The organism is Jezberella montanilacus (assembly GCF_003003055.1).
GTDB classification, from domain to species: domain Bacteria; phylum Pseudomonadota; class Gammaproteobacteria; order Burkholderiales; family Burkholderiaceae_B; genus Zwartia; species Zwartia montanilacus.
The window spans coordinates 523778-537638 of sequence record NZ_PVTV01000011.1 but is presented as its reverse complement, the minus strand read 5'-3'; the positions used below and the strand labels follow the sequence as shown (position 1 = coordinate 537638).

The following is a 13861-nucleotide window of genomic DNA, read 5'->3' as shown; positions in this document are numbered from 1 at the left end:
GGTTGTATATAGGCGAAAATATAGTGGTTTCCACCTAGTGTAAAAACACTCACATTGAGGTTGTTATGTCAGATACAGCGCAAAAACCGCGCCCGCAGTTCAAAAATATCAGTGTTCCTCAGATTCTCTTTGCCTATCGCCTGCCGTTAGCAGGCAAAGTGTCGATTCTGCATCGTGCCAGTGGCGCCTTGCTGTTTCTGGCTTTGCCGGTGCTGATTGGGTTGTTCGCGATGAGCTTTACTTCTGAGGCTGGATACAACCTGATCTCAGCAGCAACGAGCTACGTGATTGTCAAACTGATACTGCTGGCATTCATCTGGGGCTATTTGCACCATTTCTGTGCGGGCATTCGTTACCTCGTGCTCGATCTGCACATCGGTATGGATAAGCATTCAGCTCAAAAAAGCGCTGGGATCGTGATGGGTGTCAGCCTTGGCTTGACGCTTGTGTTTGCGCTCAAATTATTCGGAGCTTGGTAAATCATGGCGTTAAATGAAAAAATCGGCACCAAGCGCCTTGTTGTAGGCGCGCATTACGGCACCTTTGAGTATTTGGCTCAACGTGTGACCGCGATCATTATGGCTGTGTACACACTGGTTTTGTTGGTTGGCATCCTCACGATGTCTGGCTTCACTTACCAGGGCTGGCACAACCTGTTTACTTTCACCGTTGTGATGATGCCTATCGGGCAGATCTTGGGGTCGCTCACGATGATCTCGCTTGCCTGGCACGCCTGGATTGGCGTTCGCGACATCTGGATGGATTATGTCGGTCACGTGGGTGTGCGTCTGTTTTTGATGGTCATGACTTTGCTGTGGCTTGTCGGATCAGTCGTGTACTTTATCAATATCCTCTGGAGAAACTAAGCCGTGGTTGCTATCAAATCTTCTATTCCGCGCCGCCAGTTTGATGTGGTGGTTGTGGGTGCCGGCGGTGCTGGCATGCGCTGCTCTCTCCAGCTTGCCAACGCAGGTTTATCAGTCGCAGTACTGTCAAAAGTATTCCCAACCCGTTCGCACACGGTTGCCGCACAAGGTGGCATTGGCGCATCGCTGGGCAATATGAGCGAGGACAAATGGTTGTGGCATATGTATGACACGGTCAAAGGTTCAGACTGGTTGGGTGATCAGGACGCGATCGAATTCATGTGTCGCGAAGCGCCTAATGCCGTATATGAGCTTGAACACTTCGGTATGCCGTTTGATCGTAATCCGGATGGCACAATTTATCAGCGTCCTTTTGGTGGCCACAGCGCCAACTTTGGCGAGAAGCCCGTTCAGCGAGCCTGTGCTGCCGCCGACCGGACAGGCCATGCCTTGCTGCATACCCTGTATCAACGCAACGTTGCATCACGTACACAATTCTTTGTCGAGTGGATGGCGCTGGATTTGCTTCGCAACGAAGCCGGTGATGTTCTGGGTGTCACGGCTCTCGAAATGGAAACCGGCGAAATCTTTATTTTTGAAGCCAAGACAACCGTGATCGCCACGGGCGGTGCTGGTCGTATTTGGGCCGCATCAACCAATGCCTTCATCAATACCGGCGACGGTATGGGCATGGCTGCACGCGCCGGTATCCCCATGATGGACATGGAGTTCTGGCAGTTTCACCCAACCGGTGTGGCTGGTGCAGGTGTGTTGATCACTGAGGGTGTTCGGGGTGAAGGCGGTATCCTGCTTAACAAAGATGGTGAGCGCTTCATGGAGCGCTATGCGCCAACGATGAAAGATCTTGCTCCTCGCGACTTTATCTCGCGGTGTATGGATCAAGAAATTAAAGAAGGCCGTGGTTGCGGCCCTGATGGCGCCTACGTCCATCTCAAACTGGATCATCTTGGTTCAGATGTCATCAACAAACGGTTGCCTTCGATTCTTGAAATCGGTCATAAATTTGCGAACGTCGATGCGACTAAAGAGCCGATACCTGTTGTCCCAACGATTCACTATCAAATGGGCGGTATCCCGACCAACATTAACGGTCAGGTTACCAATTGGGCAAACGGTGAACTCAACGTTGTAAACGGACTTTACGCAATCGGCGAGTGCTCGGCGACTTCGGTTCATGGCGCAAATCGTCTGGGTACAAACTCACTGCTTGATCTAATCGTATTTGGTCGGGCAGCTGGCAATCATATTGTCAACGCTCATCCAGAGAAACAGCATCATCACCAACCATTGCCGCAAGAGTCAGTAGACTTCTCGCTGGCTCGGGTTGATGCCCTGGAGACCAGAACCGATGGCGAGAAAACTCAAGCGGTTGGCAACGAAATCCGCAATGCGATGCAAAAACATTGCGGTGTGTTCCGCACCATTGCATCGCTCAAAGAAGGCGTGACCAAGATCGATGCTTTGGCCGACAAAGTGGATAACATTGCGTTCAAAGACAAATCGAAAGTCTTCAACACGGCTCGTATTGAAGCGCTCGAGTTGTCTAATATGATTGAAGTGGCTCGTTCCACGATTCACTCAGCAGCAGCTCGTACGGAAAGCCGAGGTGCTCATGCACTCGATGACCACCCCGAGCGTGACGACGAGAACTGGATTAAGCACACCTTGTGGTACTCGGAAGGCAACCGCTTGGATTACAAGCCAGTGAACTTGAAACCCCTGACGGTTGAGAGTTTCCCGCCTAAAGTCCGCACATTCTAAGACAGCATCAGGATACCTATCATGAGCACAAAGCGTATTGTTAAGTTTGAAATCTATCGCTACGATCCTGACAAGGATGAGCGTCCTTACATGCAAAAACTCGAAGTTGAACTGCAGCCTACTGATAAGATGTTGCTTGATGCTTTGCAGCGGATCAAACTGGACGTGGATGATTCATTGACTTTGCGTCGGTCTTGTCGCGAAGGCGTCTGTGGATCTGACGCGATGAATATCAACGGAAAAAATGGTTTGGCGTGCACGACCAACATGCTCGAATTGAAAGAGCCAGTGGTCTTACGTCCATTGCCAGGTCTCCCGGTGATCCGTGATCTGGTGGTCGACATGACACACTTCTTCAATCAGTATCATTCGGTTCATCCTTATCTGATTAACGACACACCACCACCAGAGAAAGAGCGTCTGCAATCGCCAGAGGCGCGCGAAGAGCTTGATGGTCTGTACGAGTGCATTTTGTGCGCCTGTTGCTCGACCTCGTGCCCGTCGTTTTGGTGGAATCCAGACAAATTTGTTGGTCCCGCTGGTTTGCTTCAAGCCTATCGCTTCATCGCTGACAGTCGCGATCAGGCTACTGGCGAGCGCTTAGATAATCTTGAAGATCCCTACCGTTTGTTCCGTTGCCACACCATCATGAATTGCGTCGACGTGTGCCCTAAAGGCTTGAACCCCTCGAAGGCAATTGGCAAGATTAAAGAGATGCTCGTCCGTCGCACGGTATAACAGGACATAAGCCTTGACCAGTTTGACAGATCTTGATAGAACGAGGCTTCGCTGGCGTGCCCGGCGTGGGCTTCTTGAAAACGATCTGATATTCACCGAGTATCTCGATGCTTATCAGGACAAACTGAGTGATGAGGACGTCAGCGCATTGACTCAGTTATTCGATCTCGGTGATAACGAATTACTTGATTTACTGTTGGGCAGACTCGAACCAACAGGTGCACTTGACCGAAAGGCCGTGCATGATGTCCTAGGGCAAATTCGCAGGCTTTGATTAATAACAGGATAGACAAAAATGAAACTAGCAGACAATAAAGCCACGCTGTCGTTTTCAGACGGATCTCCTTCTGTGGATTTTCCGATGTATGACGGTTCAGTTGGTCCTCAGGTGATCGACATCCGTAAGTTGTATGGCCAAACCGGTAAGTTCACCTACGACCCAGGCTTTTTGTCGACAGCTTCATGTTCGTCGAGCATCACTTATATTGACGGCGACAAAGGTGAGTTGCTTTATCGTGGCTATCCAATCGAACAGTTAGCCGTTAACTGCGATTTCATGGATATCTGTTACTTGATTTTGAACGGTGATTTACCCGATTCAAAAGAAAAGCTCGCTTTTGATGATCTGATCACCCATCACACGATGGTTAATGAGCAGATGCACTTCTTTATGCGAGGCTTCCGTCGTGATGCCCACCCGATGGCGGTGTTGACTGGCTTGGTTGGTGCAATGTCAGCTTTCTACCACGACTCTACTGACATCACTGATGAGCATAGTCGCCACGTTTCAGCAATTCGTATGATTGCGAAGATGCCAACACTCGTTGCCATGGCCTATAAGTATTCACAAGGCCAGCCTTTCATCTATCCACAAAACAACTTGTCTTACACCGGCAATTTCCTGCGCATGATGTTTGCGACACCCTGCGAAGACTACGTCGTCAACCCAGTGGTTGAGCGTGCGCTGGATCGTATTTTTATCCTTCACGCAGATCACGAGCAGAACGCCTCGACTTCTACTGTTCGTTTGTGCGGATCTTCTGGTACGAATCCTTTTGCTGCGATTGCTGCTGGTGTTGCTTGCTTGTGGGGTCCCGCACACGGCGGTGCTAACGAAGCTTGCTTGAACATGCTTGAAGAGATCCAGGCCAAAGGCGGCATGTCTTATGTCGGTCAGTTCATGGAGCAAGTTAAAGATAAAAACTCGGGCGTGCGCCTCATGGGCTTTGGTCACCGGGTTTACAAGAACTACGATCCCCGTGCAAAGCTGATGCAACAGACGTGCAAAGAAGTGCTTGCATCGCTTGGTCTTGAGAATGATCCGTTGTTCAAGCTGGCAATGGAAGTCGAGCGCATTGCACTCGAAGACCAGTACTTCGTTGATCGCAAGCTGTATCCTAACGTCGATTTTTACTCGGGCATTGTGCAACGCGCTATTGGCGTGCCAACCGCTCTGTTCACAGCAATTTTTGCTTTAGCGCGTACTGTTGGCTGGATTGCACAATGGAACGAAATGATTTCTGATCCCGAGTACAAGATTGGCCGTCCGCGGCAGTTGTTTGTCGGGTCAACAGCTCGTGATGTGAAGCGTTGATTGGATTTGTGTGAAAGCAAAAAATGCCGCTTTGAGCGGCATTTTTTTTGACCACTTCGTCCATCAATCTGATCTTTTTGAAGTTTTTATGCCGCAGCGCACCATGAAACATTACGGTTATTGAAACAAAATGACGCGAAATAATTGCCGGTATTGCAGAAAGCCTGATGTGATTTCTACTTAAAAGGTTATACTTCGGTGCCGGCTTTAAAGGCTCCTATAAACCGCCTTCTGCCTCGCTATCCGCAAATTGGTCTGGCCAAGTAAGCGGAAGGTACCCCTGCATCGTAACGAGTGAAGCACTCGACAAGGTGAAGCGCCATATGTCATCGCAATTAGATTTCCTGCAAAACTCCTATCTCTTTGGGGGCAATGCTCCCTACGTAGAAGAGCTCTACGAGGCTTACCTGGATAATCCAGGTTCAGTGCCAGATAACTGGCGCAACTACTTTGATCAGTTGCAGCATATGCCTGCAACGGATGGCCGAGAAGCCACCCGCGATCAAGCCCATGCCCCGATCGTCGAGTCCTTTGCCCAGCGTGCGAAAGCGAATGCTTTTGTACAGCGCGGTGGCGAACCAGACCTCGCTGTGGCAATGAAACAAGTTCACGTCCAGACTTTGATTGCAGCGTATCGCTCACTGGGGTCGCGTTGGGCCGATCTTGATCCGCTAAAGCGTCAAGATCGTCCGCCAATACCTGAGCTCGACCCTGCGTTTTATGGGTTGACCGAAGCCGATCTCGATCAAACGTTCTCCGCGACCAACACAAATTTCACGTCGTCAACGACGATGAGTTTGCGCGAGATTCTCAAATGCCTGCGCGATACGTATTGCCGTTCAGTGGGTGCTGAGTTTATGCACATCTCTGATCCCGCGATTAAACGCTGGATTGTCGAGCGCCTCGAACCAACCCGCAGCGCCCCAGAGGTCACCGCTGAACGTAAGCGTCACTTATTGCAGCAGTTAACCGAGGCCGAAGGTCTCGAGCGTTTCTTGCACACAAAGTATGTGGGGCAAAAGCGCTTTTCACTCGAAGGGGGTGAAAGCCTGATTGTGTCTATGGATGAACTGGTCAATCACGGTGGTGATTCCGGTGTCCAGGAGATCATTGTAGGGATGGCTCACCGTGGTCGCTTGAACGTGCTGGTCAACATCATGGGCAAAATGCCTGGTGATTTGTTTGCCGAGTTTGAAGGCAAACACGCGGATGGTTTAACCGATGGTGACGTCAAATATCACAATGGTTTCTCGAGTGATCTGTCCACCCCGGGCGGTCCAGTTCACTTGTCATTGGCCTTTAATCCTTCGCATCTCGAGATCGTCAACCCTGTGGTTGAAGGCAGTGTGCGAGCACGGCAAGAGCGACGTGGTGCTGATGGTCATCGTCAAGTGCTGCCAGTGCTGGTGCACGGCGATGCTGCATTTGCCGGTCAGGGTGTGGTCATGGAGACGCTTAACCTGGCTGAGACGCGTGGCTACGGTACCGGCGGCACCGTTCACTTAGTCGTCAACAACCAGATTGGTTTCACAACCTCAGATCCACGGGATACGCGTTCGACGATCTACTGTACTGATGTTTCAAAGATGATTGAAGCGCCAGTCTTTCACGTCAACGGCGACGATCCAGAAGCTGTTGCCTTTGTGACGCGTGTGGCGCTTGATTTCCGGATGCAGTTTGGCCGCGACGTCGTGGTTGATATTGTTTGTTTCCGCAAGCTCGGTCACAACGAGCAAGACACGCCTGCGTTAACTCAGCCATTGATGTACAAGCGTATCGGCGTCCACCCTGGTACTCGTAAATTCTATTCAGACAAACTGACCGCTCAGGGTGTGCTGAAAGAAGGCGAGGGCGATCAGCTTGTTAAAGACTACCGCCAGTACATGGAAGACGGCAAGAGAACCATTGAGCCTGTCCTGACTAACTACAAGAGTAAGTTCGCGATTGATTGGTCGCCTTTCCTTGAGGCGAAATGGACAGACCAAGCGGATACGGGCGTGCCACTTGCAGAGCTTAAGCGACTCGGCGAAAAACTTACTCAAGTACCTGACGGTTTTACACCGCATCAGTTAGTATCCAAATTGCTCAACGACCGTCGCAATATGGCGAGAGGTGAACTTAATCTGGATTGGGGTATGGGCGAGCACCTCGCCTTTGCAACCTTGGTTAGCTCTGGCTTCTCGGTTCGCATCACTGGTCAGGATTCTGGCCGTGGCACTTTCACCCACAGACATGCTGTTTTGCACGATCAAAATCGTGAGCGTTGGGATGATGGTAGCTATATTCCCCTGCAGAACGTATCCCCTGGCCAAGCACCATTTGTCGTGATTGACTCGGTTTTGTCTGAAGAGGCCGTGTTGGGCTTTGAATATGGCTATTCGTGTGCTGATCCCAATACCCTTACTATCTGGGAAGCGCAGTTCGGTGACTTCGTCAACGGTGCGCAAGTGGTGATTGATCAGTTTATCGTCTCTGGTGAAGCGAAGTGGGGCCGTCAAAGCGGCTTGACACTGATGCTGCCGCACGGTTACGAGGGTCAAGGCCCTGAGCATTCATCTGCTCGTATCGAGCGATTCCTGCAATTGTGTGCTGATAACAATATTCAAGCCGTTCAGCCGACTAGCGCCTCACAAATCTTCCACTTGCTACGTCGTCAGATGATTCGCAAGTTCCGGAAGCCTCTGGTGATTTTTACACCGAAGTCGCTGCTGCGTAATAAAGATGCAAGCTCGCCATTATCAGATTTAGCCAAAGGTCGTTTCCAACCTATCATCGGCGAAGTCGATGAGGGCGTGAACGCGGCTAACGTCAAACGCGTGCTGGTGTGTTCGGGTAAGGTTTACTACGACTTGGTTAATGGCCGTCGTGAACGCGAGGACAAAACCACGGCAATTGTTCGAGTGGAGCAGTTGTATCCGTTTGCTCATAAGACTTTTGAGACTGAACTCAAAAAATACCCCAAAGCCACCGAGGTTGTCTGGGTGCAAGATGAGCCCCAGAACCAAGGCCCTTGGTACTACGTTCAGCATCATTTGTATGAAAACATGAGCGAAGGACAAAAGCTTGGATACTCTGGCCGGCCTGCATCGGCGTCACCAGCTGTCGGTTATCTCGCCAAGCATCAAGAACAGCAAAAAGCCCTGGTAGAGCAGGCTTTTGGCAAGTTCAAGAGCTTCGCGTTGACTAAATAATATTAATTACAAACTATCGTTTAAAAACTACGGAATCCACATAATGGCTATCACCGACGTTGTCGTCCCGCAATTGTCCGAATCAGTCGCAGAAGCAACTTTGATGACCTGGAAAAAAAAGCCAGGCGATGCAATCACTGCTGACGAAATCCTGATTGAAATTGAAACTGATAAAGTAGTGATGGAGGTCCCTGCGCCTGCTTCGGGCGTATTGGCTGAAATCGTCAAACCAGACGGCAGCATGGTTACTTCTGGCGAAGTGCTTGCAAAGATCGACACAGAAGGCAAGGCCTCGGCGTCAGCTCCTGTCGCAGCTGCCCCTGCCGCCGCAGCGGCTGCTCCAGCTGCCGCACCTGTGGCTGCACCGGCTACCTCTGGGATCGCCTCACCTGCAGCTTCAAAGATTTTGGCTGACAAGGGTCTGACCGCTGCTGGTATCGAAGGCAGTGGCCGCGATGGCCGCGTTACCAAAGGCGATGCGCTCGCTGCGGGTTCGGTGTCTGCCGCTGCACCTGCCAAAGCTGCACCCTTGGCCAATCCAGCTATGCCGTTGGGTCAGTCTTTGGATGGTCGCCCTGAGCAACGTGTCCCCATGAGCCGTCTGCGTGCTCGTGTTGCTGAGCGCTTGCTTCAATCGCAGCAAGACAACGCGATTTTGACGACCTTCAATGAAGTCAACATGAAAGGCGTAATCGATCTGCGTAATCAGTACAAAGATAAGTTTGAAAAAGAACACGGCGTGAAGCTCGGTTTCATGTCTTTCTTTGTGAAGGCTGCGGTAGCGGCGCTTAAGCGTTATCCTGTTGTCAATGCTTCGGTTGATGGCAAAGACATCATCTATCACGGCTACTTTGACATTGGTATTGCGGTGGGTAGCCCACGCGGATTGGTTGTGCCAATTCTGCGAAATGCCGATCAAATGACCATCGCAGATATTGAAAAAACGATTGCCGACTTTGGCAAACGCGCTTCCGAAGGGAAACTGGGCATTGAAGAAATGACCGGTGGTACCTTCTCGATCTCTAATGGCGGTGTGTTTGGCTCGATGTTGTCTACGCCAATTATCAACCCACCTCAATCCGCAATCTTAGGCGTCCACGCTACCAAAGATCGTCCAGTCGTTGAGAATGGGCAAATTGTGATTCGCCCCATCAACTATCTGGCGCTGTCTTATGATCATCGCATTATCGATGGTCGCGAAGCAGTTCTGGCCTTGGTCGCGATGAAAGATGCGCTCGAAGACCCGCAGCGTATGTTGCTCGAAATCTAATACGAGATATTTATGTCGAATCATTTTGATGTTGTAGTGATCGGTGCGGGCCCAGGTGGCTATATTGCTGCCATTCGCGCTGCGCAACTTGGTAAATCGGTCGCTTGTATCGACGCCTGGCAAAACGGTCAGGGCGGTCCAGCACCTGGCGGCACTTGTACCAATGTGGGCTGTATTCCGTCGAAAGCTTTGTTGCAATCGTCCGAACACTTTGATCAGGCAAACCATCACTTTTCCGAGCATGGCATTGAGGTTAAGGGCGTATCACTCAAGCTTGAGACGATGATTGGTCGTAAAAATAACGTCGTGAAGCAAAATAATGATGGAATCTTGTATCTGTTTAAAAAGAACAAGATCGCTTTCTTTCACGGCAAAGGCTCTTTTGCTGGTCAGGTTGATGGCAAATGGGCGATCAAGGTAAGCGGAACGACTGAAGCAGACTTGACTGCAACCCACGTCGTGATTGCGACAGGTTCTTCAGCGCGTGAATTACCCGGTTTGCCTTTTGACGAGCAACAGATCCTGTCTAACGACGGCGCACTGAACATTGGATCGGTGCCCAAGACACTGGGCGTGATTGGTGCAGGGGTGATCGGTCTTGAAATGGGCAGCGTCTGGCGTCGCTTAGGTGCTGACGTGACGATTCTTGAAGCCATGCCTGAGTTTCTGGCAGCTGTCGATTCACAGGTTGCAAAAGAAGCTCATAAATTGTTCAGCAAGCAAGGCTTGAAGATCAGTATGGGCGTCAAGATCGGTGAGATCAAGAAGACTGCCAAGCAAATCACTGTGCCATATGTGGATGCTGCGGGCACCGAACAAAAGCTGGTAGTCGACAAGTTGATCGTATCGATTGGTCGGGTACCTTACACCGGTGGTCTAAACGCTGAGTCAGTAGGTCTAAAGCTGGATCAACGGGGTTTTGTTGAAGTAGACGGCGATTGCAAAACCAACTTGTCCAATGTCTGGGCAGTAGGTGATGTTGTGCGCGGTCCAATGTTGGCGCATAAAGCTGAAGAAGAAGGCGTTGCGGTAGCAGAGCGTATTGCTGGTCAACACGGACATGTCAACTTCAATACCATCCCATGGGTAATCTATACTTCACCTGAGATTGCTTGGGTCGGTCAAACCGAGCAGCAACTTAAAGCAGCAGGTCACGAGTACAAGTCAGGAAGCTTCCCGTTCCTGGCAAACGGTCGTGCGCGTGCCTTGGGAGATACGACAGGGTTTGTCAAAATTCTTGCAGATGCAAAGACTGATGAAGTCCTGGGCGTTCACATTATTGGCCCCATGGCCTCTGAGTTGATTGCTGAAGCTGTCACCATCATGGAGTTCCGTGGTGCCGCTGAAGACATCGCTCGCATTTGTCATGCTCATCCCACCTTATCCGAATCCATGAAAGAAGCGGCTTTAGCCGTCGACAAGCGCACGCTTAATTTCTGATTGGTGTTGGTTTGATCAACGGTCTGGTTAGGTGCCTGCGCCTATCCAGACTTTTGTTTATCTGCGCACTTGTTGTTCGCCCTTTGATTTGTCTGATTTTGTCTGATGGTTGTTCGAGCTGTGTATGAATGTCGTTGAATATTACGAAAATGTCCTGAAAGAACGCGGCTATCAGTCCGATGCGGCGCAATTGGCTGCCGTCGAGCGGCTACAGCGCTATTACGAAGACTGGGTCGCTTTTATGTCCAAGCGATCCAACGCGTTTAAAAAGCTCGTATCTAGACCAGAGGTGCCTAAAGGGGTTTACCTTTGGGGTGGTGTTGGTCGTGGCAAGAGTTTTCTGATGGATGCGTTTTACGCAAATGTGCCAGTCAAACGCAAGACACGGTTGCATTTTCATGAGTTCATGCGCAGTGTGCACAGACAGCTGGACGAGGTCAAAGGCACGCAAGATCCCCTGGATGAAGTGGCCAAGCGTCTTGCAAAGAGTTATCGCCTGATCTGCTTTGATGAGTTTCACGTCTCTGACGTCGCAGATGCGATGATCTTGCACCGTCTGTTATTGAAGCTATTCGAAAACGGCGTGTCGTTCATCATGACGTCCAATTACGAACCCTCGACACTGTATCCAGACGGTCTGCATCGAGACCGGATTTTGCCAGCCATTGAGTTAATCAAACTTAAGATGGATGTGCTGAACGTCGACGCAGGTATCGACTATCGTCGTCGCACCTTAGAGCAGGTTAAGTGCTATCACACGCCTTTAACGCCCGAGGCTGAGCTTGCTTTGCAAAACACGTTTAACCAGCTTGCAGACACGGCATCGCTTGAACCTGTCTTACTGATTGAACATCGCGAAATCCGCGCCAAGCAATTGGCTGGTTCAGTCGTGTGGTTTGACTTTGCCACGCTCTGTGGAGGGCCAAGATCGCAAAATGATTACCTTGAATTAGCCAGCCGGTTTCACGCTGTCATCTTATCTGCTGTGCCGATCATGGGCCCCAGAAATGCATCGGAGGCACGTCGTTTTACTTGGCTGATCGATGTGTTTTACGATCATAAAGTCAAACTTATTATGTCGGCAGAGGGCGAGCCTGAAGAGCTTTACACCACGGGTGCTATGTCTAACGAATTTCACCGTACGGTATCGCGGATTCTTGAGATGCAGTCCAAAGAGTATCTCGAGTCCGAGCGACGTGATACTGTCGATCTTTAATACTTCAAGACAAATAAATGATGAATTCGCGCGTCCTGACCGGCATCACCACTTCTGGCACTCCCCATCTGGGTAATTATGTCGGTGCGATTCGTCCTGCCATCACGGCCAGTCAAAGCCCAACAGTTGATGCGTTCTTCTTTTTGGCGGATTACCACGCACTGATCAAATGTGAAGATCCAGAGCGCATTGCTCGCTCACGACTTGAGATTGCCGCGACTTGGCTGGCTTGTGGTCTCGATCCATCGCGCGTGACCTTCTACTGCCAGTCAGATATCCCCGAAATCCCCGAACTCAGTTGGATGCTGACCTGCGTGACGGCCAAGGGCATGATGAATCGTGCGCACGCTTACAAGGCCTCAGTGGATCAGAATCATGCCAAGGGTGTGGATGAGGACGACGGCGTGACGATGGGTTTGTTCTCCTATCCCGTGTTGATGGCCGCTGACATTCTTATGTTTAATGCACATCATGTGCCTGTGGGCCGTGATCAGATTCAGCATATCGAAATGACACGGGATATTGCTCAGCGGTTTAATCATTTGTTCGGCGCGGGCAAGGAGTTTTTTGTCTTGCCTGAAGCCGTCATTGCGGAAGAGGTCGCAACCTTGCCTGGCCTTGATGGTCGTAAGATGTCCAAAAGTTACAACAATACGATCCCGCTGTTCGAAGGTGGACCCAAGGCTTTGAAAGCGGCCGTTGCGCGCATCGTTACGGATTCGCTGGGTCCTGGTGAACCTAAAGATGCAGACGCGTCACATCTTTATTTGATCTACAAGGCGTTTGCGCGTTCAGAAGAATCCAAGGCCTTTCATGCAGACTTGACAGCAGGTATTGGCTGGGGGGATGCCAAACAGCGTTTGTGCGATCGGATTGAAGCCGAACTCGCACCCATGCGAGAAAAATATGAAGCCTTGATGCAAAACCCTGAGCAGATTGAAGAGACTCTCGCGGTCGGCGCACAGAAAGCGCGGCAGATAGCAACCCCTTTTATGCAGACCCTCCGACAATCCGTTGGGATTCGGAAACTAGCAGGCAGTGCGAATAAAGCGCCCGTTCAAGGTGGCTCGGCAAACAAGGGCGGTAAGACTGCCCGCTACGTGAGCTTTCGTGATGAGGCGGGTCAGTTCAGGTTTAGATTTCTAGCAGCCGATGGGCAAGAGTTGTTCTGTTCAATCGCTTACGCTGATCCTAAACAAGCAGGTGCCGTGCGTAAACAGCTTGAGCAAGGTCATGCAGGTGACTTCATCAGCCTGCAAGGTGAGACCGGTTTTATTTTGTCGCTCGATGGGCAAACTGTGGCGACAGGCACGGTGACAGCATCCGCGACTGAACGAGACGCTTTGCTGCACGCCTTGCAGTCTGCGATGGTGCCTGCCGCAACTGATTAAGCTGTCTTCAGTTCGTAGCCAGCGGCGGCAGGCGATACGACTGAAACAAAAATCAATGGCTCGTTGCCGGTATTTAGGACGCCATGCACTTCGCCTCGATGGGCTATCACCACGTCTCCCGCTTGAATCGGTTTAGTCGAACCAGACGCATCGAATTGATAGTCTCCCATCCCTGATTGAATGAGCCACGTGTCTTGCCCAACCGGATGAAGGTGAGCGCTAATGCGCTGCCCTGGTTGCACGTACCAGGCAATCACCGCTGAATCTTCAGACTCGCTCACAACTGATCGAATGGGTTCGCCCACGTTCGGTTGATGAAAATTGCTACTTTTGAATATCCTTTCACGCATGATTCACCTGCCTGGTTAACGGT

The 13861-nt window shown here is 50.8% G+C and carries 12 protein-coding genes; 11 read left to right on the top strand and 1 reads right to left on the bottom strand.

Annotation, left to right across the window (positions count from 1 at the left end; all coding sequences use genetic code 11):
• Positions 1–65: 65 nt before the first annotated feature.
• From sdhC to BCM14_RS04065, 11 genes are all read left to right on the top strand, one after another.
• On the top strand, positions 66–479 hold the full coding sequence (gene sdhC, locus BCM14_RS04115) for a succinate dehydrogenase, cytochrome b556 subunit (protein ID WP_106226698.1): 414 nt from the start codon (positions 66–68) through the stop codon (positions 477–479).
• Between the two features lie 3 nt (positions 480–482).
• Complete coding sequence (gene sdhD / locus BCM14_RS04110) at positions 483–866, top strand: succinate dehydrogenase, hydrophobic membrane anchor protein (RefSeq protein WP_106226697.1); 384 nt, start codon at positions 483–485, stop codon at positions 864–866.
• A gap of 3 nt (positions 867–869) precedes the next feature.
• A complete protein-coding gene (sdhA, locus tag BCM14_RS04105) occupies positions 870–2648 on the top strand; it encodes a succinate dehydrogenase flavoprotein subunit (protein WP_106226696.1) in 1779 nt (592 codons plus the stop codon).
• Positions 2649–2669: 21 nt separating this feature from the next.
• Entirely contained in the window at positions 2670–3386 is a 717-nt protein-coding gene (locus tag BCM14_RS04100; RefSeq protein ID WP_106226695.1) for a succinate dehydrogenase iron-sulfur subunit, read from the top strand.
• Positions 3387–3399: 13 nt separating this feature from the next.
• The gene (locus BCM14_RS04095) at positions 3400–3660 is read left to right on the top strand and encodes a succinate dehydrogenase assembly factor 2 (RefSeq protein ID WP_106226694.1); all 261 of its coding nucleotides are present in this window, start codon (positions 3400–3402) and stop codon (positions 3658–3660) included.
• Positions 3661–3681: 21 nt separating this feature from the next.
• Positions 3682–4980 (top strand): citrate synthase, encoded by a 1299-nt coding sequence (locus BCM14_RS04090; protein ID WP_106226693.1) that lies wholly within the window; start codon positions 3682–3684, stop codon positions 4978–4980.
• Positions 4981–5303: 323 nt separating this feature from the next.
• Positions 5304–8171 (top strand): 2-oxoglutarate dehydrogenase E1 component, encoded by a 2868-nt coding sequence (locus BCM14_RS04085; protein ID WP_106226692.1) that lies wholly within the window; start codon positions 5304–5306, stop codon positions 8169–8171.
• A 43-nt stretch (positions 8172–8214) separates the two neighbouring features.
• Positions 8215–9441, top strand: a complete 1227-nt coding sequence (gene odhB / locus BCM14_RS04080; protein WP_106226691.1) for a 2-oxoglutarate dehydrogenase complex dihydrolipoyllysine-residue succinyltransferase — start codon at positions 8215–8217, stop codon at positions 9439–9441.
• Positions 9442–9453: 12 nt separating this feature from the next.
• Entirely contained in the window at positions 9454–10881 is a 1428-nt protein-coding gene (lpdA, locus tag BCM14_RS04075; protein WP_106226690.1) for a dihydrolipoyl dehydrogenase, read from the top strand.
• Positions 10882–11005: 124 nt separating this feature from the next.
• Positions 11006–12097, top strand: coding sequence for a cell division protein ZapE (zapE, locus tag BCM14_RS04070; RefSeq protein WP_106226689.1), 1092 nt, complete (start codon positions 11006–11008; stop codon positions 12095–12097).
• Between the two features lie 20 nt (positions 12098–12117).
• A complete protein-coding gene (locus BCM14_RS04065; protein WP_106227037.1) occupies positions 12118–13488 on the top strand; it encodes a tryptophan--tRNA ligase in 1371 nt (456 codons plus the stop codon).
• Here BCM14_RS04065 and BCM14_RS04060 read toward each other — a convergent pair.
• Complete coding sequence (locus tag BCM14_RS04060) at positions 13485–13838, bottom strand: cupin domain-containing protein (protein WP_106226688.1); 354 nt, start codon at positions 13836–13838, stop codon at positions 13485–13487. The two genes, BCM14_RS04065 and BCM14_RS04060, sit on opposite strands and share 4 nt — an antisense overlap.
• Between the last annotated feature and the right edge of the window lie 23 nt (positions 13839–13861).

Coding starts and splice junctions, on each gene's coding strand:
- sdhC (WP_106226698.1), top strand. CDS start 66: ATGTCAGATACAGCGCAAAAACCGCGCCCGCAGTTCAAAAATATCAGT.
- sdhD (WP_106226697.1), top strand. CDS start 483: ATGGCGTTAAATGAAAAAATCGGCACCAAGCGCCTTGTTGTAGGCGCG.
- BCM14_RS04100 (WP_106226695.1), top strand. CDS start 2,670: ATGAGCACAAAGCGTATTGTTAAGTTTGAAATCTATCGCTACGATCCT.
- BCM14_RS04090 (WP_106226693.1), top strand. CDS start 3,682: ATGAAACTAGCAGACAATAAAGCCACGCTGTCGTTTTCAGACGGATCT.
- BCM14_RS04085 (WP_106226692.1), top strand. CDS start 5,304: ATGTCATCGCAATTAGATTTCCTGCAAAACTCCTATCTCTTTGGGGGC.
- odhB (WP_106226691.1), top strand. CDS start 8,215: ATGGCTATCACCGACGTTGTCGTCCCGCAATTGTCCGAATCAGTCGCA.
- lpdA (WP_106226690.1), top strand. CDS start 9,454: ATGTCGAATCATTTTGATGTTGTAGTGATCGGTGCGGGCCCAGGTGGC.
- zapE (WP_106226689.1), top strand. CDS start 11,006: ATGAATGTCGTTGAATATTACGAAAATGTCCTGAAAGAACGCGGCTAT.
- BCM14_RS04065 (WP_106227037.1), top strand. CDS start 12,118: ATGAATTCGCGCGTCCTGACCGGCATCACCACTTCTGGCACTCCCCAT.
- BCM14_RS04060 (WP_106226688.1), bottom strand. CDS start 13,838: ATGCGTGAAAGGATATTCAAAAGTAGCAATTTTCATCAACCGAACGTG.